Source organism: Ornithinimicrobium faecis, assembly GCF_023923225.1.
Classification (GTDB): Bacteria; Actinomycetota; Actinomycetes; order Actinomycetales; family Dermatophilaceae; genus Ornithinicoccus; species Ornithinicoccus faecis.
Window position 1 is genome coordinate 16,512 of sequence record NZ_CP099489.1, and the last position, 22,164, is coordinate 38,675.

Annotated in this window: 20 protein-coding genes, 1 tRNA gene and 1 pseudogene; 8 read left to right on the plus strand and 14 right to left on the minus strand. The window is 64.8% G+C overall.

Going from position 1 to position 22,164, the window contains the following annotated elements; all coding sequences use genetic code 11:
• Positions 1-4 precede the first annotated feature (4 nt).
• The 4 genes from NF556_RS00070 (at position 5) to NF556_RS00085 (ending at position 2,692) form a co-directional block, all read left to right on the plus strand.
• The gene (locus NF556_RS00070) at positions 5-1,918 is read left to right on the plus strand and encodes a cell wall-binding repeat-containing protein (RefSeq protein ID WP_252593446.1); all 1,914 of its coding nucleotides are present in this window, start codon (positions 5-7) and stop codon (positions 1,916-1,918) included.
• Positions 1,919-1,977: 59 nt separating this feature from the next.
• On the plus strand, positions 1,978-2,118 hold the full coding sequence (locus NF556_RS00075) for a DLW-39 family protein (protein WP_252593448.1): 141 nt from the start codon (positions 1,978-1,980) through the stop codon (positions 2,116-2,118).
• A gap of 21 nt (positions 2,119-2,139) precedes the next feature.
• Positions 2,140-2,212 (plus strand) — tRNA-Ala (locus tag NF556_RS00080).
• Between the two features lie 207 nt (positions 2,213-2,419).
• Positions 2,420-2,692, plus strand: coding sequence for a helix-turn-helix domain-containing protein (locus NF556_RS00085; protein ID WP_252593451.1), 273 nt, complete (start codon positions 2,420-2,422; stop codon positions 2,690-2,692).
• Between the two features lie 38 nt (positions 2,693-2,730).
• On the opposite strand, the gene NF556_RS00090 is transcribed toward NF556_RS00085, so the two are convergent.
• The 6 genes from NF556_RS00090 to NF556_RS00115 form a co-directional block, all read right to left on the minus strand.
• The gene (locus NF556_RS00090; RefSeq protein ID WP_252593452.1) at positions 2,731-3,546 is read right to left on the minus strand and encodes a hypothetical protein; all 816 of its coding nucleotides are present in this window, start codon (positions 3,544-3,546) and stop codon (positions 2,731-2,733) included.
• A gap of 126 nt (positions 3,547-3,672) precedes the next feature.
• The gene (locus NF556_RS00095) at positions 3,673-4,833 is read right to left on the minus strand and encodes a hypothetical protein (protein WP_252593454.1); all 1,161 of its coding nucleotides are present in this window, start codon (positions 4,831-4,833) and stop codon (positions 3,673-3,675) included.
• Between the two features lie 153 nt (positions 4,834-4,986).
• Positions 4,987-5,619, minus strand: coding sequence for a 3'-5' exonuclease family protein (locus NF556_RS00100; protein ID WP_252593457.1), 633 nt, complete (start codon positions 5,617-5,619; stop codon positions 4,987-4,989).
• Complete coding sequence (locus tag NF556_RS00105; RefSeq protein ID WP_252593460.1) at positions 5,619-6,428, minus strand: DUF2157 domain-containing protein; 810 nt, start codon at positions 6,426-6,428, stop codon at positions 5,619-5,621. Before NF556_RS00105 ends, NF556_RS00100 begins: the two co-directional genes overlap by 1 nt.
• A 202-nt stretch (positions 6,429-6,630) precedes the next feature.
• Positions 6,631-8,349: a ribonuclease H-like domain-containing protein gene (locus NF556_RS00110; RefSeq protein WP_252593462.1), complete on the minus strand. Its 1,719-nt coding sequence runs from the start codon at positions 8,347-8,349 to the stop codon at positions 6,631-6,633.
• A 714-nt stretch (positions 8,350-9,063) separates the two neighbouring features.
• Positions 9,064-9,672 (minus strand): DUF6308 family protein, encoded by a 609-nt coding sequence (locus NF556_RS00115; RefSeq protein WP_252593464.1) that lies wholly within the window; start codon positions 9,670-9,672, stop codon positions 9,064-9,066.
• Positions 9,673-9,890: 218 nt separating this feature from the next.
• Between NF556_RS00115 and NF556_RS00120 the strand changes: the two genes are divergently transcribed.
• Entirely contained in the window at positions 9,891-10,835 is a 945-nt protein-coding gene (locus NF556_RS00120; protein WP_252593466.1) for a DUF3825 domain-containing protein, read from the plus strand.
• An 82-nt stretch (positions 10,836-10,917) separates the two neighbouring features.
• Here NF556_RS00120 and NF556_RS00125 read toward each other — a convergent pair whose 3' ends face one another.
• Both NF556_RS00125 and NF556_RS00130 read right to left on the minus strand, forming a co-directional pair.
• Positions 10,918-11,376: a hypothetical protein gene (locus tag NF556_RS00125; RefSeq protein WP_252593467.1), complete on the minus strand. Its 459-nt coding sequence runs from the start codon at positions 11,374-11,376 to the stop codon at positions 10,918-10,920.
• On the minus strand, positions 11,336-12,358 hold the full coding sequence (locus NF556_RS00130; protein ID WP_252593469.1) for a hypothetical protein: 1,023 nt from the start codon (positions 12,356-12,358) through the stop codon (positions 11,336-11,338). The genes NF556_RS00125 and NF556_RS00130 overlap by 41 nt, the downstream gene beginning before the upstream one ends.
• Positions 12,359-12,487: 129 nt before the next feature.
• Between NF556_RS00130 and NF556_RS00135 the strand changes: the two genes are divergently transcribed.
• Positions 12,488-12,781, plus strand: a complete 294-nt coding sequence (locus tag NF556_RS00135; protein WP_252593471.1) for a hypothetical protein — start codon at positions 12,488-12,490, stop codon at positions 12,779-12,781.
• A gap of 337 nt (positions 12,782-13,118) precedes the next feature.
• The gene (locus NF556_RS00140; RefSeq protein ID WP_252593473.1) at positions 13,119-13,625 is read left to right on the plus strand and encodes a hypothetical protein; all 507 of its coding nucleotides are present in this window, start codon (positions 13,119-13,121) and stop codon (positions 13,623-13,625) included.
• A 139-nt stretch (positions 13,626-13,764) separates the two neighbouring features.
• Here NF556_RS00140 and NF556_RS00145 read toward each other — a convergent pair whose 3' ends face one another.
• Entirely contained in the window at positions 13,765-14,022 is a 258-nt protein-coding gene (locus NF556_RS00145) for a helix-turn-helix domain-containing protein (RefSeq protein ID WP_252593475.1), read from the minus strand.
• Between the two features lie 166 nt (positions 14,023-14,188).
• Here NF556_RS00145 and NF556_RS00150 point away from each other — a divergent pair, with 166 nt between their 5' ends.
• Positions 14,189-14,698: a hypothetical protein gene (locus NF556_RS00150; protein WP_252593476.1), complete on the plus strand. Its 510-nt coding sequence runs from the start codon at positions 14,189-14,191 to the stop codon at positions 14,696-14,698.
• Positions 14,699-14,806: 108 nt separating this feature from the next.
• Here the strand turns inward: NF556_RS00150 and NF556_RS00155 are convergent, their stop codons facing one another.
• The 5 genes and pseudogenes from NF556_RS00155 to NF556_RS00175 all read right to left on the minus strand — a co-directional run bounded on the left by NF556_RS00155 (position 14,807) and on the right by NF556_RS00175 (position 21,758).
• Positions 14,807-15,604, minus strand: a complete 798-nt coding sequence (locus NF556_RS00155) for an MT-A70 family methyltransferase (protein ID WP_252593478.1) — start codon at positions 15,602-15,604, stop codon at positions 14,807-14,809.
• A gap of 139 nt (positions 15,605-15,743) precedes the next feature.
• Positions 15,744-16,472, minus strand: a complete 729-nt coding sequence (locus tag NF556_RS00160) for a BglII/BstYI family type II restriction endonuclease (RefSeq protein WP_252593480.1) — start codon at positions 16,470-16,472, stop codon at positions 15,744-15,746.
• A 107-nt stretch (positions 16,473-16,579) separates the two neighbouring features.
• On the minus strand, positions 16,580-17,920 hold the full coding sequence (locus NF556_RS00165) for an McrC family protein (RefSeq protein WP_252593482.1): 1,341 nt from the start codon (positions 17,918-17,920) through the stop codon (positions 16,580-16,582).
• Complete coding sequence (locus tag NF556_RS00170; RefSeq protein ID WP_252593484.1) at positions 17,917-19,674, minus strand: McrB family protein; 1,758 nt, start codon at positions 19,672-19,674, stop codon at positions 17,917-17,919. Before NF556_RS00170 ends, NF556_RS00165 begins: the two co-directional genes overlap by 4 nt.
• 682 nt (positions 19,675-20,356) lie before the next feature.
• Positions 20,357-21,758, minus strand: a pseudogene (locus NF556_RS00175) (IS1380 family transposase).
• Between the last annotated feature and the right edge of the window lie 406 nt (positions 21,759-22,164).

Consider the following 22,164-nt stretch of genomic DNA (forward strand, 5'->3'; position numbering starts at 1 on the left):
GCACGTGGGGTTCGGTGCATGGGGCAGGCGGGTCCTCGCTGGTGTGGCCGGGCTGGCCCTGGTGGTGGCGTTGCCGACCGCCGCTCCGGCCGCTGGCTACGACCCGGATCCGGGGCAGGGGGCCGAGGCGCTCACGGACGGCAGTTGGTATCTCCCGGCCCACGACGTCTCGTCGGCGCTGACCAAGGATGGGCCGCTGATCCCGGAGACCGCGGAGCAAGCCCGCAACGACCGCCCGGAGTACTACCACGACACCAAACAGGGCAGTGAGGACTGGGGACGCTGCCACGGCGCGAGGGAGCGGACCGAGCCGATCGGCTGCGTCTATGGCGACCCCGATGGTGAGTTCGACCTGTGGCTGGTGGGCTCCAGCAAGACGGGGCAGTGGGCCGACCCGCTGGTGGAGGTCGCCGAGCGGGAGGGCTGGCGCGTCACGATCCACACCAAGAGCTCCTGCGCCTTCCTGCCGGGCCTGGAGGTCCTGGATTATCCGCAGTGCGACACCTTCAATGACGCGGTCCTTGACCTGGTCGACGAGCGCGATCCGGACCTGGTCGCGTTCGCGCCCACGTATAACGAGCCGGCCAGTCCCACGACCCCGGCTGAGCAGGATCAGGTCATCGCTGACCTGCTCGCGGCGGGGGCCGGTCACGTCGCGGTGCTGTGGGAGAGTCCGGGCATCGTGGTGGGGACCTCGGCCGTGGACTGCCTCGATGACCTTCCGGCCAACTATCAGGAGTGCAGCTATCAGCATGAGCCGGGCGGCATCCAGGTCCTCAACGAGGCGGCACAGGCACGAGCCCTGCGCGACGACCAGGTCAGCTTTGTCGACTTGGAGCCATGGGTCTGTCCGGACAATGACCTCGGCGCCTGCCCAGGGGTCATTGGAGGTGTCCAGGTCACAGGCGTCGCTAGCCACATCACGACGTCCTATGCCAAGACTCTCGCCGACCCGATCGCGGCCCAGCTCTATCGCGCCGGGATCGTCGAGAACGACCCGTCAGCCCCGACCTACCGGCACGCCGGCGCAGATCGCTACGAGACCGCCGCGCGACTGGCGCTCGAAGGCAACCCGCGCGACGTCGACACGGTCTATCTCGCGACTGGTGTCGATGCACCAGACGCTCTCGCCGCAGGGTCACGTGCCGGCGAGGACCGCCTGCTGTTGACCCGTCAGGGTTCGCTTCCTGCCCCCACCCGCGACGCGCTGCGTCAACTGGCCCCCGACCGCGTCATCCTCGTCGGAGGCACGTCCGCCATCAGCGGCGCTGTCGCCGAGCAGGTGCGGGACACCCTGCCCCGGGCGGCCATGCGTCGAGTGGCGGGGACGGACCGTTATGAGACGACGGCGAAGCTCGCCGAGTTCGAGCGTGGCGACAGCTCGCTGACCCGGGTCTTCGTGACGTCGGGGAACGCCTGGGCCGACGCCGTCAGCGTCGGCGGGGTGGCCAGGGCCGGGGACTGGCCGCTGCTGCTGACCCAGAAGAACCACCTCCCCAGCGCGAGCCAGGACGCGCTCGTTGCCACGCAACCCGCCGAGGTTGTCATCGTCGGCGGCGAGACGGTGGTGTCCTCGACCGTCGAGGCACGCCTGCGCGCCGTGCTCCCAGACGCGGACGTGAGGCGGGTTGCCGGTGACAACCGCTACGAGACGTCGGCGGACCTGGCACGTGCCTATGGCGACCCGGACGCGACCAGCGTCCTGGTCGCCACGGGGCTGGACTTCCCCGATGCACTGGCCGCCGGTCAGGGGCCAGGACACGGGCCGGGCGGACCGGTGCTGCTCACGCAGCCGGACCACCTGCCGAGGGCGGTTGTCGATGTCCTGGAGTCCAGGGAGCCGGCGACAGCCGTGGTCATGGGCGGCACGCAAGCCATCAGCTCTGGCGTGTTCGAGGCTCTCAGGGCCGTGATTTAGGAGCAATCGGTCCCCCGCAGGTATCCTGTTCGGGCACTGATCACAACTGAGGAGTCTGCATGAAGCGTCTGCTGGCCATGGTCGCCGTTGCTGCGGGAGCCCTCGCTGTGGCCAAGAAGATGCAGGACCAGCAGGCCGAGCGCGACCTGTGGGCCGAGGCGACGGACGGTGTGACCGACCAAGCGCCGAGCAGCAACTGAACACCTGAAAAAATTGAACAAGGGGACTTAGCTCAGCTGGTAGAGCACCGCCTTTGCAAGGCGGGGGTCAGGGGTTCGAGCCCCCTAGTCTCCACCCTTTGGCTGGTTAACGGTCTTGGAGGACCCTAGTTAAAACGGTCCTCCAAGCCGTTGACCAGCCAGTATGCAGTCGCACGCCAGCGATCTGCGTCGGTACACCCAGATGGTTCCAGAGCGACCGGGAGGCGACCGGACGCGCGTTGAGAGCAGGTCACCGTGAGAGGTCAGGACGCCTGTCAGTTGCTTGCGGGACGCTGGGAGCATGATCAACTTGCAGGGCTTGGGTTCGATGTCGAGCACTGAGGAGCGTCGCGAGCTCAAGCGGCTGGAGCGTGAGACGTTCGGTCACAAAGTGCGTGAGGTCCGCCGGGCGCGAGGCTTGAAGCAGGCGGACGTAGCCGAGGCTGCCGGCATGTCACGGGTCACCCTCAGCAAGGTCGAGAACGGCGAGCACGACCTAGCCGTCAGTTTCGTCCGCCCCCTAGCCGCGGCGCTCGGCGTCCCGACAGGTGTGCTCTTTACAGACTCTGACTGAGGACCCCGGTCTGTTGCACGGCAAGACAGGGACCGGCGTCAGTCGCTATCGGTCGTCGCCGAACTGACCCGGCGTTCATCCCACAGCCTGAATGCTTCACTGGTTACCAGGGTCGCTGCGCCGAGCGACTGGCCATAAGTCTCGGTCGATCCGGTGGTGTACCTCAACGTCGTCGACGTGCCCAGAACAGGAAGTTTGTGTCCGGGTCGCAGCTCCTGAGGCCAGAGTCTCGCGTGGGCACCACCGCTGGACATCCGCCACTCGAAGGCGTATGCCCTCGCTAACCAGGGGTCGTCGGCAGCAACGATCGCGGCAACGTCCTGCAGCATCCCGGTCACTGTGAACGACTTCCCGTTGATCTCTGCGAGCACTCGCTTCCGACGTTCGACGCTGCGGTCACGAAGATCCCCGACTTCGCGATGGAACTCGGGGCTCACATCGGCTTGGAACGCTGACTCGTTCAAGTAGTCGCGAAGCAACTGGCTCCTACCAAGGTGCTCTTCGGCCTCGCACCACCGCACCCGCTGAAGGCGAGCCTGCCTGTTGCCAGTCATCACCCAAACTGCCTGGCTGGCCGCAACTAGGGCTGAGCGACAGACTGTGTAGAAGGCCGTGGGGCGTAGCCGAGCACCGCCCTCGCGCTCGAGCGAGTCAGCTGCCAGTCCAAGATGGTCGACTGCTGTTCCGATGCTTGACCAGGCCACCAGGCTCGCCGGGTGCTGCGGATTGAGTTGATCATCACCGGCGAGAGCGCTGCCCGGGTCTGGACTTTCCGGCCGTTGTGTGCGGTCCTCCCAGCCGTGGACTGCGTCCACGGCTCGCTGGATCCGAGCCAGCCATGGGTCCTCGTCCATGGTTGGAACCTAGTCGGTTCCTGACAACGAGCTTGATGCAGGCGGGCGTAAGCGTCGCCACCGGCATGTCAGGCTGGGCCGAGACAGTGGGCCCCACCTTGATGTCGCCGGTCGGCAGGCTAGGAGTCACTGCCAGCGTAGAGCAGCCTCCTGCACTGCCTCTGTGCTGTGGTAAACGCCGCAACGGTCCGCGACGAGTTCGAGCACCTGAAGCTGCTTGTCGCGCACTTTCCCGTCGACGACGGCGGCCGTGAGAGATGCTGCATACAGCGGCTCGAGGTCTCCGTCGGCAGCGGCCAGCATCGCCCAGACGTGGTCGGGGTCCACCTCGATCACGGCGCGCATTTGCTCTAGTGCTTCCTGCACTTCAGCAGAGTCGTTGACCCGAAGTGTGACGTGGTGAAGCAGACTGACTTGGCCGGTGCTGGAAGCAGTGTCTGAGTGCACGACCAGCCAGAGGACCCACAGGAGCTCTGGATGGAGGCGGGTCCGGGAGGTGATACGGCCCGCCTCCTCCATGATCCTGGCTTCCCGGCGGAAGGAGTTCTTCGCGTACTTGCCGGCCACCTTAGTTGTCCAGAAGTTCACGCCTGCTGCGAGCGGGACACCGACCCCTGGGATCGCCATCTTGATGATGTTCCGCTGGAGTAGGTACTTGCCGACTCCCGGGAGGCCCTTGAGCGTTGCGAGGGTCGCACCGCTGAAGACCTTCTTCACAAGCGGTCGCAGGACGACTGGGACTCCCTTCACGAGGACGTCAGTCCCGACCTCGCCCGTCTTTACGACGAAGGCGACCCTGATCAGCTTCCAAAGATCGTCTGGATCGTCCAGGTCCAGCGGCACGCCGTACAGAACGGAGAGATCGTAGGCCAGTCGAAGTTGGAGCTGGGAGGTGTAGACAAGGTCGACCGTGAAGGAGGCCGCTGCTGCTGGCAGCGTGAGGGGTGAGGCTCCACCGTGACTGCCGATGGTTGCGACGATGGCCCCGGTGTAGGCGGTGGCGTTGAGGCCACCAGCGATGCTGGCGTATCGAGCGGCCATCTTGATGCGTTCCTGCGCGACCGCGTCGGGGGGCAGGTTCGGGTACTTCCTCCTGAAGTACTCCGCGTTCACCTGGGTCTCGTACTTGTGCAGCGAAAACGTCAGGAGTTTAGGGAACCAGGTCCCCTGCCGCAGATCGTCCATGGAGAGTTCGCCCACGAACTTCTTCGTCTGCTCGAGCTCCCGACGCACGTCCTCTCTAGGTGAGGTGCTGTCGCGATCCTGCTGTGATTCATCCGCGTTCACGTGCGGACTCCTGTCTCGTCAAGCGCCTGATCCTTCGGTCTCCGCAGGCTGGATAGCGCGGCGAGTGTTGTGGGGCACGCTGCCGACCGGCGTCACCCTGCCGGTGCTGAGCGCGGCACGGCAGCCTACCCAAGGTCTGACACGGTCTCCCTCCTAGTACGAGTACACGTCACCGCTTCCGTGGAGGTCGAGCGCGACTCGACTGGGAAGGTACTCAAACGACGCACGGAGGAGAGCGTGCAGTCCGAGTGCCTCACAGCGCGCTGTAAGCACGTCCAGTAGGTCCAACAAGTGCGCGACGTCTGCGGCCGCGTACCGCACTTGGTCATCAGTAAGGTTTGGCGCCAGCCAGTCAGAGACTTGCTGGTCCTTGGTGATGTGCACGCTCAGGTGGCGGCGCAGTACCGGCATGAGGCTGTGCTCCGCCGGGTCGGCCCGTGGATCGAGGATCTTGGACGCGATCTTCGTGCACGCCACGTTGACCGGTGCAACTCTCCACTGGTGCGCCATAAACCGGAGGTCGAAGGGGGCGTGATGGAACACCTTGGTCACGTCGTGGCGCTCAAGGAGTTCGCCTAGGCGGACGGGTGGCACTTCGACGTCGAGGACGACAACGACCACTCGCCCGTCCACGCCGAGTTGGCAGGTGCCGATACGATCCGTGCGCCAGTCCAAGCCGGAGGTCTCGATGTCCCAGGCAACCCGTCCCACCCTGACAGCAGCGTCGAGCCACTCCTGGCTCAGGTCCCCTCGGATGACGCTGACAGCAGCACCTACGTCGATCATCAGGAACCTCCACTCTTCGGTGCGGGCGGAACCCGCTGACTCTGCGACTTGATGGCCTTGATCTCTCCGTAGACGAAGTTGAAGAGCTGACCGCCTCGCACGACCAAGGTTGGCACAGAGGTCCGACGCTCCTTCGCGTGCGAGTACAGCGTCAGCACTGCGCGGCCGTCAAAGCGGTAGCAACTGAACACCGCGTCCCCGGGGCGCACGTACACCTCCACCTTCCCTTGACCCGCCGTCGCATAGGTGCTGAAGTCGGTGATCGCCTCCCGAACCGTCTGTTTCACGACGTCCGGGGTCATGTTGAAGCGCTCACCCATCACTCGCATCGTGTCATCGTCGTTAGGATCCGGCAGGAAAACCCGCATCCTCGTGCCCGAGCGTGAAGCCACCTTCTGTAGTCGCTGTGCATGGCTGTTCCGCCAAGTCCTGCCGTAAGCGACCACGATGTCCAACTTGTTAACGTCGTCGAACAGTTCCGCCCACTCAACCTCGTCCAGGTACTGGTCTGTGACGCGGATGATGCCAGCGTCGACCACATCCGTGCTGAGACGGGCCTTTGCGAGCACCTCCTCCGCGAAGCGCCGCTTGCCGAGCAGCTCCCATGCCACACCCAGGAGGCCAGTGGCGACGACAAGACCAGCGACCTGGTTCAGCGTTGACTGCCAAGCTCTGTGGCCTGCCAACCAGTCTGTGTTCGAGAACCAGAAGAGGAACAGAGCGAGAAGGATCGCTCCGACGGCCATGAGGATGACCCAACTGTTCGTCCCGTCCCGGGCGTGGACCTTCGACTGCCTCCCCTTGGGCATGCCGCTACTCCTTCAACCGATGGTGAACGCCCGACGGCCAGCCACTGAGTCGTGCGTGCGGCAGGGCCAGTGAAGTCGAGCGAGAGTTGCCGGACGTCGTGAACTGGCCCATCCCGCAACTGTACTGATCCCGGGAGCACGGGGCGGCACCTCGGGCCCGACCTGGCTGGCGAAGTTGTCAGCCATCGGTCGCCCTGAAGTGCTACGCAAGTGTCACGCCGCCGAAGTCACCCTTGGCCTCGTGAGACTGCTGCGCCTTCAGACGCAAACCGTCTCGGATCGCCGCCTGTGCAGCTACGTCAGCCTCGTTGTAGGTCAGGCACCAGGCTCGCGCCGCTTCGGCTTCGGGGCCGGACCTGCGGGCGTGCTCGATCTGATCCATCGACGCGAACCCGCCAGCATCGTCGACGCCCCACTGGAAGTCGAAGATCGGTGCAACGTCCTTGAGCGAAAAGGAACTACGTGCGACGAACTCCTTCTGGACCCAGCCCTGAAGGTCGAGTGTCCGGCCCGCGAGGAGCGACGCGAGGTCATCAAACTTGCCGGTCTTGCTGACCTCTGGATGAGTCCAGTGGTAGATGGTGAGCGAGAAGCCGTCCTGCTCAGCATCCGAGATGAGCGCAGCGAGTTTGTCCGCCGCTTCAGTGGCCAAGGCCGCTGCACCGTCGTCGTCGAGAGGTTCGAAGGACACCACGGGGTCGTAGGTTGCGGTGATGTCGTCGGTACCTTGCCGGACGCGGAACCCGTACTGGTAGATGCGGCCGGCCCGGTCCCATTCGATGTCGAAGTCGACCTCGACATCGGCGGTCGGGACGACAGGCCACGTGTCCCCGACGGGTTCGATGTCGACGTCGGCAACGGTCATGCGCGCCTTCGTGATCGCCGCGTGCAACGCCTCGGTCGCCTTGCCCGGACCTTGTCGGGTGTCGGCATGCCGGACGAACCCGGCCAGGAGGTCAGCATCCACTTCGAGTGACGCGAGGTCTTGCAGGGTGGTCACCCCGCGGGACGCGAGGTATTGCCACTCACGTGTCCGGAGTCGACCGTGACTTAGCGCGAACCCTGCGTCATCAGGTCCTACGATCTGCTCGCAGTAGCTAGCCCACACGCAGGTGAAGCACTCGTCAGTTCCGATCGGTCGCACCAGCTCTTGTCCGTCGCGTGCTGCCTTCGCAACCTTGAGGCGGAACGCGAACTCATGGTCGTACCGCTCGAGCGGGGTCCTCATACGGCGTCCAGATGGATCTGAGGTTGAGAACGTCTTCTCCCCTGGTTGGGTCAGGTCGTACCAGGTGATCCCATACCAGCGCTCCCCCTGGTCGTCCGAGGTTTCGGTGCCGATGATGCCGCCCCATAGCCAGTCGTCACCCGGGTGGAACCCGAGGTCTTGAAGCATCCGCGTGTAGTGCGCCAACTGCATGACATCGTTACGCCAGTAGCTCCCCCGGTTACTCCTCCCCGGCGAGGACTCCCGCGATGTTGGCTGGGACAGGGATGAGTGTGGAAGCGTCCCCCGCTTCGCCTCCTTCGTTGTGTGGTGATTCTTGATGTCGACCGGGACGTACACCGGACTGCTGGGATCGGTGTCCGTGCGGACGAGAACATCGGGCGCGCCCGCCCGGCCCATGACGCTCGGCAACCGGCCTCCGACGATCACCTCGTCCCCGTGCCTCATCGCAGCCATGGTCGCGTCGACGTTCGCGGTCCACGAACCGTCGGCCTCGGTGAGGAACGTGCCGCGGGAACCCAAGACGTCTCGCAGGCTCTCAATAACGTCGGACTCGAACGCGCGTCCCGCATCGAAGAGCTGCAGCAACTGAGCCGGGGGATCGGCGGGTTCGGGCTTGTCAGGCATGTTCTCGTTGTGGACTACACGCGGACACTTCCGCGCCGGGTAGCCACCCAGGTTCAGTCCCGTCATCTCGACCCCTCCGTGCATGACGACTCCTCCAGCCGATTGAACCGTATGCCACTGGCCCCCGAGTTCGCTACACATCAAGGCGCTCCCGTGCGCCCGCCCTGGATGCATCCGCGCGGACATCGCAGCGCGAGGGCGGAAGCCAAAGCTTGGGTCCCGATGTCCCAGCGTCGCGGTGGCAGCGGGGCAACGCCGTAAGAGTCAGAACTCGATCGGGCGGCAGGCGGACTCAGTGACCAGCTGAACCGTTCGGCCATCCACATCCACCTCAGTCCGACCAGAGGTATCCACAGATCCGTCTCGTTCGCCCCACCACCCCTCGCGAAGCGTCAACCCTGGGTAGTGTCGGGCGGCGGCGAGACCACCGACAGGCCGGCACTGTCGAGGCAGTCACGAAGTTGACGGGGTCCCCGGCCGCGCACCAGGACGGGAAGGTCACCGCCGCCCGACGTTTCCATCCGTGGGTGCTTGTTCTCGTGGGAGTCGGCCGAGCACCGACGAGTGCTGATCATCGGCGGCGTGACGGGCCTCTTCTGGATGCTTATAGATGGGGCCATCTATAAGCACCCATAAGGAGCGGGCTGATGCCGGGTCACCGACGGTCTTCGCCGGTGCGTGTTGGCGGCAGATCTTCAGGCTCCGGGCGAGCGGCGCGCTGGTCTTCAGGCTCGGCTACTGGCTCGTCGGCGTCCACTGTGGGGGCCGTGTTGCACGGCTTCACGGGGTCCAGATGATAATGTCAGCCGCCCGCAACAGCGACAGCGGCTGACCGTCGGGGCGGTGGTAGGCCGCCGCGAGGTCGGATAGCCAGTCCTCGTTGTTCCGGATGTCCTCGAACAGTGCCGCGCGCACCCCCGCGACGTTGGTTCGCGGGAGCCCGTAGAACTCGCGCACGCGGCTGTCGATGATCGGGACAGTGTGCGGCAGGTGCCGGTGGAGGACCTTGGACACCGTCACGGCTGTCCAGTTCTTGACCTTCTCCGTAGCCCGGTTGGCGGTGGCGAGGGGCGTGAGCGTGTCCTCCAACGCGGCCACGTCATCATGCTCCTCAAACGCGGGTGCCTCGCGCAGCTCGACGAGGGCGTCGTTCAGCCTGGCCAGCAGGTCCTGTGCCGGTCCGGTACCGTCCGCGAACAGCGGCGTCACTTCCTTCCAGGACAGCCGCAGGCTCAGCAGGTTCGCGGCAAGGATGTCCTCGGGAAGCACGGTGTCCCCATGCCCTTCCGGGACACGGTCGTACGTGCGGAACGCGTAGTGGTTTGCCGGATCCGTGTAAGCGTTCAGACGGTCCTTCGCGACCAACTCCATGTCCTCCAAGCGCAGCATGACACTGACTCTGCCACGTACTCGAACTCGTGAATGAGCCTCGGGCTGGATCGAGCTAGGTGCCGGAGGTCAACCCTGGACGACTGACCGACCACGACGCTGGCTCCACGGGCGAGGTTGGGTTGGGAACACCAGTTGCAGCGACCGGAGGATCCCTGGCAATCCGCTCGGGACGGGAACCGACAGCGTGCTTCCAGCCTCCACCTACACTACGGAGCGTGGACACCCCCTCACCCGCTGACCTCGCTCGACTCTCGCCTCCGCGGCCCGCCGAGGCTCCCCGGGAGGTCAGCGAGGACGAAGAGTGGCACCGCCCCGACACGATCCGCCGCTTCGCCTTCTTTGGTTACAAGGGAGAAGAATGGATCGAAGATCCGCAGGAACTTTCTCAACGCGCATGGGCCCACACACTCCAAGCCTTGGCGCAGTTGGCAGAGGAAGAAGACTGGACAGGGGCCGGGGCGGGCGACCGACCCCTCCCCATTCTAGGCAGTTACATCCGATACACGTACCAGCGATTGACGATGGAGGAGAAGATCGCCGTCTCTGAAGATGGTGAGTTCGCTGCCCTCAACACCGGACTGCTCACGGTCCATGCCGAAGACATCTTTGGTCTCTTCCAACGTAACGACCACAACAACCCCCGCGCCCAACAATGGAAGTTCAGGAGATGGGCAACCGAGTCCGACCGGGACATTCTTCGCAACTTCCCAAACCCGCCCGAGATGGCGACCTACGCCAGTAAGGCGTCAGACCTTGTTTACGATATGGATCGCGACCTGAAACTGGCGTATGACCACATACTGGTCGACAACATCGACCGATTCCCCTCGGACCTCGCGACTGAGCCACGTCGCGCACGACAGGCACTCGACCACGCGGTAGACCTGACCCTCAAGCGGACACGCCGAAACTTCAAGATGGTCGTCCCGCAATGGTACCCGCGAACGCAAGAGAACGGGTTCCTGCTACCCCTTGACCTGACTGGCAGCGGGGCCGCAGACCTCGCGCTGGTTGTCTCTGCCATCGGCGATACTGCATATCGAGGCCACACGATCCTCACCCTTGAGATGGCCTACACGGTTGCCCGCCTGGTTTCCCGCCCGGACAGCGAGTGGCTCAAGCCCCAAGCCATGCCGACCGAAGCATCGGACGAAGAGTAGCCGACCCGCGCACGCATCACGCGAGTCTGCAGGCCAGACTCCGGGCAGATTTCTCAGACCCGTAGCCATTGGGGAACCTGGTTCACAGTTCGAAGACGGCATTGGGATCATCCATCGCACGCCGCAACTCACCGAGATTTCCGATGCTTGCAAGTGGAGAGGTTCTTGCGACCTCCACGATCCCTCCCACGACTGTCTGCATCGCCGTAACGTCGCCAGCCTGGAGTGCGAGATCGAGGTTGGCGAAAAGCCGCTCGTGAGTCTCGCGACGCTCGTCGAACACACGATCAAAATAGTCGCGAAGGACTCTCTCCGAAGCCTTGATTCGTTCGACCTCTGTCTCGCGGTAGGTTCTAAGACGCTCGCGTTTCGTGCTTTCGGCTTGATGAATCTGAACCGTTTCCAAGGTGGCCTCGACGAGCTTCGACAAAGCGCCCAGCGCGTTTCCGTCTGCTAACGTGCTGATGGAGTGTGATACTGGGTCCGTGATTGCCGTTGGCTCAACTGCCTTCTTGTTCGCCGACGTCTCTTTCTGAGCCATCAGTCTCTCCTTCTGGGTTAGTGCGGTACTTAACGACCAACTCTTCGGTCCCCACGTTCAAGTTCCCGTCATCGTCGACGATGGGCGCTGTCGCGATATCACGCACTGCCTTGACGTGAACCAGGGCACGTTGGAGACGAGTGGCGTGCAGGTCCATCGCGAATTCCTCGGACTCTAGGAGGTTGAGGGCTTCGGTCGCACCCGAGATCAGACGCACGAGAATGTCGTTCACTTCCCTGGCTCTGGCCTGGACACCGCGATGGAGTGCGTCGCTGAGATTCAACTCTGCGATCAAGACTTCGACCGCGGTGCGATTTTCCTCGGCTGCTGTCAGGGCCGCAGTACCACGGCGCTTCATCGCGATCCCAGCCACCAGCAGGGCTGGTCCGACCATCGTGGTTCTCAGGACTATGTCACCGAACTCCTTACCGCCACCCCCTGCCGCGATGCTGCCGTCTGCGAACCAGGCGCATGTTGCGTTGGTGGCAGCGGCCCCTCGCAGGCTTGCGATGGAGGTGCCTGTACTGGCCGTCCCAAGGCGGGACACTGTGGACTTCAAGACCGAAGGGGTGGCAGCCCCAACAAGAGCTGAGTCGATGACGTCCCGGACCCATCCCGTGACGTCTGGGTCCAAGCGCCTAAGTGCCGGGAGGTAGGTGTTGGGCGCGCCCACACCGTCAAGGATCAGGTGCTCGTCGGCTTTTACCTGCTTCGCGTGGCTCTCCAGAAAGTTCCTCATCCGGAAGATGACCTCGTGGAGCGCGCGCTCCTGGGATCCCCCGAGGATCTGAAGGAGGCGGCTCGTGTCGTCTACGATCGCGAGGTGCGAGTCGTGGCGCTGCTCGTATCGGGTTGCCTGGGCTTGCATCTGGGTGTGAGCACGCCTCACTTGGACACCGCCGACGACTACCGCGCCCAGACCTGTGACACCCGTGGCCACGCTGCCACCGATGAACAGCACAGCACGAACCGGCGTGGCCACTCAGACCTCCAGTCACTCATCGGGGGGCCGGCACGGGCGGGCGCCGGTCACGTCCCAGCATAGGACCGGGCCTGGCTTGAGACGCGCCTGGAACGGGCCAAGTCATCGAGGGGGTGGAGCGTGGGTCAGATGGGATATGCGCCCGAGGCTGAGACCCGCGGCCTGGGCAACTGCGGTGGACGCGACGCCGGCCTGGACTGCTGCGCGCACTGCCCGGTCGCGGACTTCGCGTGCGCGTTCGTACTCGGCCGCTACCTGAGCAAGCACTGCCGCTGCGTCTTCGACGGCTTCCAACTTCGCGCGCTCGTGCCGAGCGCTGGCACCAAGATCCACGCACTGAGGCTACCGATCCGCGATCCTCCGGAGCTGCAGCCGGCCCTTGACGGCTACGCGGAGGGAGAGTGCGTCGCCCAGAGTCCCTAGGGTCCACGGCTGACGGAACACCTCAAGCGGGTCGATGGCGCCGAAACAAGAAATGTAGGAACATTCCAACATTGCTTGTCGGGTGGGGTGCACACGACGCCAGGGCCAGAACCATCGAGACGGTGAGGCCGAACCTCGTCTCACAGGCGAGTCAGCGCCAGGGTGACCGTCACCCTGGACGAGTGAGGAAGGCAAGCTCATGAGATTTGGCAGGTACATCCGGGCGGGTGGTCTGGGGGAGACGTTGACGGGTGTCATGGCGGTGTCCGCTAGCCCTGGCAGCGGCAAAGATGCCGTGTCCGGCAAAGAGCCGTTGGCCAGGCACCAGACCTTGCGATTGACCCAGATCAGACCCTACGCAGGGGTGCTGTCCGCTGCTGCTGCCCTGGTGGTCCTGGCCGGGTGCTCAGGCCCCGGCGACGCAGCGACCGACGATCTGTCTGCTGACGAGGCCGGCTACCGGGCTGCGGTGAGATTATTCACCACGGCTCTATCCGAACGCGACGCAGACACGATCTGCGGGTTCTACAACGCCGAGGACCAGGCGTCCCTCGTCAGGGACCTTGGGACCGAGGACTGCGCCAGCGGTGTGGAGTCCGCCCTTGGCGGAGCCAGCGAAGACGTTCGGGCGTCGTGGGCGTCCATGGACGTTTCCGAGGTCCCGCTGGACGTCGCCGACGACGGGGAGTACTGCCTGGACGACGACGCACAGATCCCCGTCGAGGAGGGAGCCTGGGCCGGTGGCGTCCGTGCCTCAAAGGTCCCGTGCATGATTCACACGGGCGAAAAGTGGGTCCTGGACCACGACACGTGGTTCCTCGACTTCAAGAAGCAGGCGACCTGACCGAGCTCTCCCCACCTGGCTGTCAGAGTCAACGGTCCCATTCGCCTTCTCGTGGCAGGGTCCTCGCAGAATGTGGACCCTACGGTCAGGGGGCCATCCTCCAGCAAGCCACGACAGTCCGCCGCGCAGGTCTTCAGGTTCAGTCTTCAGCGGGTGTGCCGACGGGAACGTCAGGGACTAACTGCTTCGCGCTGACCTGCAGAGCCTCAGCGAGGTCAAAGACCCGGTCCAACGCGATGCTGTGCTTGCCGGTCTCCACCTCCACGTAGAACGACCGGTCCAGACCAGCCGCATGGGCGACCGCCTCCTGCGTCAACCCTCGGTCCAACCGGACCGCCCGCAACTGCGTCGCGAACGCGGCCCGCCCTTCACGAGCGATCGGGGACGGTTCGGGCACCTCTTGACGGTAGGAATACTCCTACGCCAAGTCAGTAGGAATATTCCTACATCATGGCCCTCGGCGAAGCAGCCGAGCGTCGGCAGCCACGACGCCCTGGGACCAGCCAGCGGACGAAGGGGTCGGTGCGTTGCATCAGTCTTGCGGGCCAGGAAAGATGGCAGCCGTGTCCAGCGAGGTGGGTGACCCTGACGGGTTCGGCGTCTTCGGCGTGCTCGACGAAGACGCCGACGGGCTGCTCTGCCACGACTGCGGGCACCGGTTCACCCACCTCGGCCTCCACGCCTACAAAGCCCACGGGATGACCGCAGACCAGTACCGGCACGCGCACGGACTCGGACGCCGCGGCCTCGTCGTGGCCGAAACCCGGGCGACCATCCAGGAGAACGCCCGCCGAACCTTCGCAGGCCGTGTCGCCTTCATCGAAGCGCGCAACCCTGCCGCCGCCAGCGCCGCCCAACGCGGCGGCCCCAACTCAATCTCACCAGCAGGACTCGCCGCGATCCGCGAAACCGCACGCACGCGACGCGGCACCCAACGCCACGGCACAGTCGTCACCTGCGCCTGGTGCGGCAACCAGTTCTGCCCCCTCCTCGGCGCCGCCAAGCGACGGTTCTGCAGCCGGTCCTGCGCCTCGCGCCACAACAGGAACACACGAGGGTTGAGCTCCCGGTAGCACCGCTGATTGGACGCTGGTCCCTTCTGATCCCTCTAGATTCCGACCACTTCCTTTGGATCTCCGTCGTTGGCCCGACCGGGCGCCAACGTACGTCGTATCGCCCGTTCACACCTTCTTGGATCGCCCTCTGCCGCGGATCGTGGTTCCAGCATGATGTAGGAGGGTACGGACCCGCGTGATCGAGTAGCCAGTCTGTTCGGACAGATCCCTGATGGATGACCCTCTTTCGTACTGCTTGCGGAGGGTCTCCCCGAGCTTGTCGAGCGCCTGCTGTGGGAGGTGCACGTGAGGGTCGATGTGGGGGACTTGGATCTCTCCGCCTGCGTAGCCTCTGTGCACTCTCCCGCGAGGCGCCACGTCTTCGGCAGACTCGTCGCCCCAGAGGGTCCATCCGTCTCGGGGGTGGCGAGCGAACATCTCCAGGTACGGGCCTGGGGAGCACGCTTCGATCAGGTCATACTGCTCATCCGGTTTGCGGGAGTGCTCGCGCTTGCGGGTTTCGATCATGTTCACTTGGGACCGAGCGGGCGCGAGGGTACGCATTGATCCGCGGACGCCGAAGAGGATGATCTCGGTGACGTTGCGGAAGTAGAAGCCGACACCTCGCCCGTCCGGGCCTCCATCCTTACGTCGCTTGGCCCAGACGACGTTGGAGACGTAGCGGAACCCCCAGCTCTCCATGACCTTCAGGCCTTCGGGTAGGAGCGCGTTCGGCACCCACAGGTACAGGTGCGCGTCCTTTGCAACGGTGGCTGCGACGGGTAGGTCGCAGATGTCTTTGAGGTCCATGGTCGAGTACCGGTCCAGCCGGCGGTGCTCTGGGGCCACCTTCCCTGTGCGGTTCGTGAACCGCCAGGGCGGGTCTGCGAGGACTGTCTTGAACCCACCATCGATCTCCGGCATGGGAGGGGCCTCCTGCACCAGTCGGAGAGGAGCGGTTGCGCGCAGGCTTGGGGCGGTGGCTTCAGCTGTCATGGGTCTCCTCAGATTAAAGATCTATTTATCTTAAGTAGATCTTACAGCAGGGTTGGACTGGCTGTCCCTACGCTTCGAGCGTGTCGCCGCGAGTGATCGGCCGCCGGTCGCTGTACGCCTGGACGATCGGCTCAAACCCGTCGATCCGCTCTGGCTGTATTCCTATCAGGATGAGGGGACACTCCCCGCCGCCACCCAGCTCTACCCGCGGCACGAGCTTGTCCCAGTGAGTGGTGGACCGCCCGAACTTCGGCGATCGGGATGTGCCGTAGATGGTCGGACCGATGATCTGCTGCAGGTCGGGGCCGCGGGTCACGATCACCCCGACGGCGAGGGCACCCTCACGGTGAAGCGCCTGGAAGTTGAGCAGGTCCCGGTCGAAGAACGGATCCTTGTTGTTCCATTCCATCTCGACGCCAACGCCAGGGTATGGGTCGGGTGCTCCTCCCGGGCCAGCACCAAACATGTCGATCTCATGTCCACGCGTGCGGTGGATCGGGCGACCGTCGACGAACTTTTCGATCGTGATGTTTCGCTTACCCCAGCCGAACCGTTGGAGAGACGCGTCGAACCGTGCCGTGTGACCGGCACGGTTCCCGCCGCCAGCGACGAGCTCGTCCGCCCCGATGCTGTAGTTCTCCAACGTCAACCACAAGTCGTCGAATCTGGCTGGGAACGCGTCCCGCAGGATCAGGTCCGCATACCGGGTGACACCGATCGTGTAGCCGTCCGGGAACGTGGCCGTCGGCTCGAACAGCAGCCCCGCAGGCGCTGGAAGGGACGTCTCCTCGGTCACCCGTTGAGGCTACCTTCGCGAACGCGCACAGCCCTTGAGGACCCGCGGTGACGGCGCGGGCCAGCACGGTGCTGGTGCACGCCCAGATCGGCCTCCCATAGAGTCGCTCACCCGACCCTTGAGGACAACTCTGCCTGAGCGTGCTGGCGCAACATCTGGACGAATGAAGGGAGGTTAGCGGCCGCGCTCTTGCCGATGTCGATGAACAACAGAGAGACAGGGGTTGCGAAACCTCGGACTTCCATCGGGGCCGGGAGTTGATCCCCAGGGGCAAGGACGAGCGGGTACAGCAGCGCCCCCGTGGAGTTCACCCACCTCTCGTGTTGGCAGTAGGCCACGACCTGGTAGATGTCAGCGCGGGTGATCTTGATGCGGTGGCGGTCATCAACGGTGGTCACGTCCTCGTCGGGCAGATGACCGCTGGGCAGGGCGTCCTTGTACTTCGTGTCTATCACCAGAGTCCGGTCGGCCCCGACCCGCAGGACGAGGTCCGGGTCGACCTTGGACGACCTCCGTCGAGTCCCGTCCGCGTCGTAGATGCGAGCGGCTCCGGGCTTGCCAGGGTCAAGCGTCAAGTGGGGAGAGGAGTCGATGATGCCGCGAACTGCCTCCTGGAACAGGACAGGCATGCTCCACATGAACGCAGATGTCCCATCCGCGGGCAAGACCTCGTCGCCCATGAGCCGGCCTTGGAGGAGGCCAACCGTCGCCGCCAAAACGCTCGCATAGCGGCGCTGCGGGCCTCGGGTTGACGTGGCTCGGATGTCAGCGGGTGAGACACGAATGTCGGTAACCTGCGCGAACAACGGCAGCGCTGCATTGACCTGCCGCAGCACGGCCCTTCGGGCGGCTGGAACCGGAAGATTGTGGCTGACTGCGGCAATGTACCGGAGCCCTGCCTTCAGGAGACGGTTGTTCGGGGTGTCTTGAGTGCGTTCCTGGACCCGGCATGGAATCCGCGCAGCGTCTCCGACCGCGAGATGCTCGGTGACGTACCTGTTGACGAGGATTCGCCCCTTGACCTTGCCGTTGAGGACCTGGTGCCGGGCCTGGTAGTCGCGTCTGAGCCAGCGGGCGGCGAACCGACGAATGGTGCGGACATGCCACACAAGGAGGCAGGCGGTCGGGTCGCGAAGCACGGCTTCGAGTCCGATGTCGTTGTCGAGGAGTCGGAGCGGGTCGTGCCGCTGTTCGTACGCGTAGTCAGCCATGAAGAACACGTCGGCTGTCTCGAGCTTCGGCCGTACCTGGAGGGTCACTTCGCCTGCGGCTGTCTGGGTACGGGTAACGCCGACCCTGTTGCCTGCGCGCAATACCCATCCGTCGTGGCCTGCGGTCTTCGTGACGCTGCAGTCAGCGCCCGACCAGAACTCCTCTGGTGTCTCCGCGGCCGCGTCCTCGGGGACAGGTGCGCGTCCGTGCTCGCGAACCTCGATGAGATGGGTCACGACTCTGAATCACCTTGGTTGGTCCATGGTTTGCCGACAAGGTGGTCGACCAGTTCCTTGGCGTGCGCCAACTGGGCGGAGCCGTCGGTCAGGCCGATTCTCTGCCGTAGTCCAGTGACGACATTGGGGTCGAGTTCACCCTCAAGTTCGTACTCAGTCAGAAGCGGGAGAACCTCGTATACGTAGCGTCCTGCGAGGACCTCAAGGCTAGACGCGGAACCGTCCTGATCGGCGAGGAAGTAGGACGGGCCTACCTGCAGTCCGGACGCTGCCCCGCTCAACATATCGGCCGTCGCTGAGTACAAGTACAGGGCCGCGTCACGGGTGGCCTCGTCATCGAAGCCGTATGTCGTGATGGGATCCTGGGTACTGGCAACATCGAGAAACACAAAGCGACGCCGGAGGGCGTAGTCGATGACCGCGATGCTCCGGTCGGCGGTGTTCATCGTGCCCAAGACCCTGAGCGAGTCTGGGATGGTGAGGGAGCCGTCCCCATCCACGGTGTAAGGGGTGGCCACTGCCTGGCCGCGGTACTCAAGTGCGTACAGCAGCTCCCCGAAGATGTTGGGGATGTCGCCACGGTTGACCTCGTCGAGAACGAGCACAAGCTCGATGTCATAGGCGCGACGCTCCAGTTCCATCCCGATTGCGCAGATTAGGCTGAGGATACGGTGCTCGGGTACGAATGTGACTCCCTCGCCATGGGGTTGCGCTGCGAGAGCGCGCACGAAGTCCGTGTAGTCGTACCCGGGGTGGAACTGGACGATGTCCCACAGCCCCGCGAGGCCACGTCGTTGGACTTCGTCACTGATGCCGGCGACGGTACGTTCGTTGGCGGGGAGGGAGTCGATGATTTCTTGAAGGCGACTGTCACTGGACCTGTTCGCTGTCACCCAGGACACGTACTGCTTGGCGATGTAGGTCTTGCCTGCGCCAGGCGGCCCTTGCAGGACGACTTGGCCTTTGCGGCGCAACTGCGAGGCGAGCTCAACTAGCGAGTTAGGAAGAGCGGCGCGTTGGCTCTGCACTTGAGAAGCAATCGGTCGGCTGTGAAAGGCTGCCCTGAACTCGTCCGTGGACAGATTCAGCCATGCGTTAGCACCGATGCTAAGGGCCAGGTCGATCTCGCGCCCTGGCGCGGCGAGGAACCCCTGCTCGGCGAGGCGTTCCGAGATCAACGTCACCGCGCCAGGCACTGCATGGCGCGTCGGAAGAGGGCGGTCAATACCGACGATGGACCCCCCGTGTTTGGCCGGGATGATCAGACGGCAGCGCTCCATCAGACTGAGGATGTTCGACGTCGCCTTCGTGTCGTGGGGTAGATCCTCCATGCTGTCCGCGTGCCGCTTGTCGAGGATCGGGCGCAGACGCGAGGCGTTGACCTCCTCAGGCTTCAGGTGCCCCTGGCTGTCCGTGAGGACCTCACGGACGATGTCGTCGAGCCGCGGGTCAGCCAAGTTCAGTGCTACCCACAGCAGCAGGAACCTGTCATCCCGCTCGTCACGGCTCGCCCGCAACAACTCATTGTCGACTGCGACCTGCGGCCCTGCGGCGGTCCTAGCGTTGGCAAGTGGCGGATCGTACGCGAGCAGGTCGTTCCACAGCGGAGGCGGTTGACCCGCTGCGGACAAAGCAGTCTCGATGTCCAGGCCTGTTGTCTGCCCGGGGACGACCTTGCTCAGCACCTCAACGGTCGCTTCGGGAGACGTGAACTTCGTGAACGAGATCTGGCCAAGACTTGGGAAGGGACTCATGACGGAAGTCTGCCCGACTCCGTTGCGACCGGCACAGAGCCCGGGAACACCTCCGCCGATGGACAGCTCGCGGGGGGTCCGCATGCGGCCTGCGCGGCCACAAGGTGGATCCGGCTATCAACGACGAGTGAAGTCCGTCGGGGCGGAGCAGACCGGGGCGGGTAGCCGACGATAGCTCCGGGGCAGGCGGCGGCGTTGGATGCCACCAGCGATACTGGCGTATCGAGCGGCCATCTTGATGAGTTCGTGCGCGACCGCGTCGCGGGCAGGTTCGGGTACTTCCTCCTGAAGTACTCGGCGTTCACCTGGGTATCGTACTTGTGCAAGGGGAACGTCAGGAGTTTGGGAACCACGCCCTTCCGGGTGGGCATCCGTGAGCGGGGCCGGGGGGTCCAGCGCCGGGGGAGTAGGTCGTGTCAGGGCAGCAGCCCTGCCGTAGATCGTCCATGGAGAGTTCGCCCACGAACCCCTTCGTCTGCTCGAGTTCCCGACGCACGTCCTCTCTGAGGTTCTAGCGACCAGCGATGGGTCCGACCTACTAGCCCCGGTCATTCATGAGGAGGCTGAGTCCCGCGTCGTTGGGTGAGATGGCGCGGTGGCGCTTGGAGGGCATGGCGATGGTCCGGCTGGCGCTGCCGGGCTGCGGGTCTCCGGGTTCCTGGGGTCGGGGCGGATGTGTGGGTCAGGCGGGTTGTGGGATGGCGGCGATGTTGGCGAACACGGCGACGATCGGTGCCGCCCAGGGCCATGATTCGGGTATCCGGAGTTGTCGTCGACGCGCGCCGTGGACCAGCCGGGCGGGGACGTGCAGGAACCGGTAGCGCAGCGCTTTGGGCTCGCAGGATGCCAGGGCTTTAGCGTCACCGGTCAGGGCGAGCAGTCGCGTCCAGGCGGTCAGGTCAGCGGCGATCTGCGTCAGGATCAGCCACGCCTGGTTGATCGCGAACTCTCGCGACGGGAACCGTCCCAGCCCGCTGTCCTTGGCGTGGCGGATGCGGTCTTCGACGCGGGCGTGGGCACGGTGCCGGGCTTCGAGGAAGGCGAGTTGTCCGATCTTGGTGTTGGTCACGAACGCTTGGTAGCGCCACCCGTCGGCCTCCTCGAAAAAGGGATAGCTGGGCACCGGGGTGCGGGCGTTCGCGGCGCACGATGACGCGCATGCCCGCGGGCCACTTGCCCAGCACGCTCGCGCCGATCAGCCCCGTCAGCTCGGCGACGTCACCGCCCTGCCGGATGCCGCCGTCAGCGTCCAGGGCCGGAGTCCAGATCTTCTTCGGCACCTGATCGATCGCCGCACGGACCTGTTCGGTGATAGCGAACCCGATCGAGTAGTCCACGGTGCGGCCGCGGACTTGACCCTGCTCGTGCAACCAGTCCAACAACTGGTGAGAGGCGCCAGCACCGTCGGAGCGGACCAGCAGGTGCTTGCGGTGGGCGGCGGGGACCTGCCCGATCGCCTCGGTCAGGACCTGCACGTGATCAGAGGCCGTGTTCGACCCGGCGTTCCCAGCCCGCAACGTCGCGGTCAGGAACTCCTGGGTGTTGTCGCACCACACTCCGAGCGGGTGATACCCGAAGGTCCGTTTGAACGTCGCCGCTGCATGCTCCTTCTCGCTGTGCGCGATCACGATCGTGGCGTCCACGTCCAACACCACGACGTCGCCCAGGTCGCTGCCGGCGACCTTGCTGGCCGGCACCCCGCCGGAGAACTGGGACCACACATGACGACGCACCCTGGCCCGCGCGGCCTGGATCTTCTTCACCCGGCCAGGGGTCACCTCATCCAGGGTGCGCCACACCGTCGGCGCCGATGCGACCGGTCCGAGCACATCACCCTGGTGACGCAGCACGTCGATGTCGGCGATCGCCTCACCACCATCGGCGAGCATGACCGCCACATCGGCCAGGACCCGGCCACGGTCATGGACCGGGACGAAACGACGCCGGGCCATCGCCTTGGACAACTCCCGAGTCAAGCCCGTTCGGTCGGCCAACAACCGCAACGCGACGCTGCCCGCGTGGGCCACCACGCCGACACCATCAGCAGAGACAGACAACCCCGACGACCACGACGTACGCTTCACTTACCGAGTGCTTCCTGCTGGGCGACCTGGGACCTTCGACAAGTCCAAGTCTTCCCTGCTCAGGGAGCACTTCGGTGTTTCACCACGCCGACCCCCGGTGAACGATCCGGGTTAGGCGGCGCAGCTGGGCTCAGGGACTCACTCGAAGCAGAGACCTTCCTCAGCTGGCCGGACGCAGCTGCGAAGCAGGCAGCCGCACAGTCACCACCTGGTCCTCCTCAACCGCACACACCACCCAGGCCGCCCACCCATCAGCGGTGCTCTGCCAGCTGACCACCAACGCCTCCACCTCGGCCGCTCCCGGCTGCAGACGCGCCCATGCGTGCCGTGTCCGTGAACGCACCGCCGGCACAGTGGGCAATGAGAGAGCAGGCGGGGAGGAGGGCATGCCCGAGCCGCGGTCCGT

Excerpts from the sequence above, each read along its gene's own strand:
- NF556_RS00075 (WP_252593448.1), top strand. The coding sequence starts at position 1,978 with ATGAAGCGTCTGCTGGCCATGGTCGCCGTTGCTGCGGGAGCCCTCGCT.
- NF556_RS00085 (WP_252593451.1), top strand. The coding sequence starts at position 2,420 with ATGATCAACTTGCAGGGCTTGGGTTCGATGTCGAGCACTGAGGAGCGT.
- NF556_RS00090 (WP_252593452.1), bottom strand. The coding sequence starts at position 3,546 with ATGGACGAGGACCCATGGCTGGCTCGGATCCAGCGAGCCGTGGACGCA.
- NF556_RS00100 (WP_252593457.1), bottom strand. The coding sequence starts at position 5,619 with ATGATCGACGTAGGTGCTGCTGTCAGCGTCATCCGAGGGGACCTGAGC.
- NF556_RS00105 (WP_252593460.1), bottom strand. The coding sequence starts at position 6,428 with ATGCCCAAGGGGAGGCAGTCGAAGGTCCACGCCCGGGACGGGACGAAC.
- NF556_RS00110 (WP_252593462.1), bottom strand. The coding sequence starts at position 8,349 with ATGACGGGACTGAACCTGGGTGGCTACCCGGCGCGGAAGTGTCCGCGT.
- NF556_RS00115 (WP_252593464.1), bottom strand. The coding sequence starts at position 9,672 with ATGCTGCGCTTGGAGGACATGGAGTTGGTCGCGAAGGACCGTCTGAAC.
- NF556_RS00125 (WP_252593467.1), bottom strand. The coding sequence starts at position 11,376 with ATGGCTCAGAAAGAGACGTCGGCGAACAAGAAGGCAGTTGAGCCAACG.
- NF556_RS00135 (WP_252593471.1), top strand. The coding sequence starts at position 12,488 with ATGGGATATGCGCCCGAGGCTGAGACCCGCGGCCTGGGCAACTGCGGT.
- NF556_RS00155 (WP_252593478.1), bottom strand. The coding sequence starts at position 15,604 with ATGCCGGAGATCGATGGTGGGTTCAAGACAGTCCTCGCAGACCCGCCC.
- NF556_RS00170 (WP_252593484.1), bottom strand. The coding sequence starts at position 19,674 with ATGAGTCCCTTCCCAAGTCTTGGCCAGATCTCGTTCACGAAGTTCACG.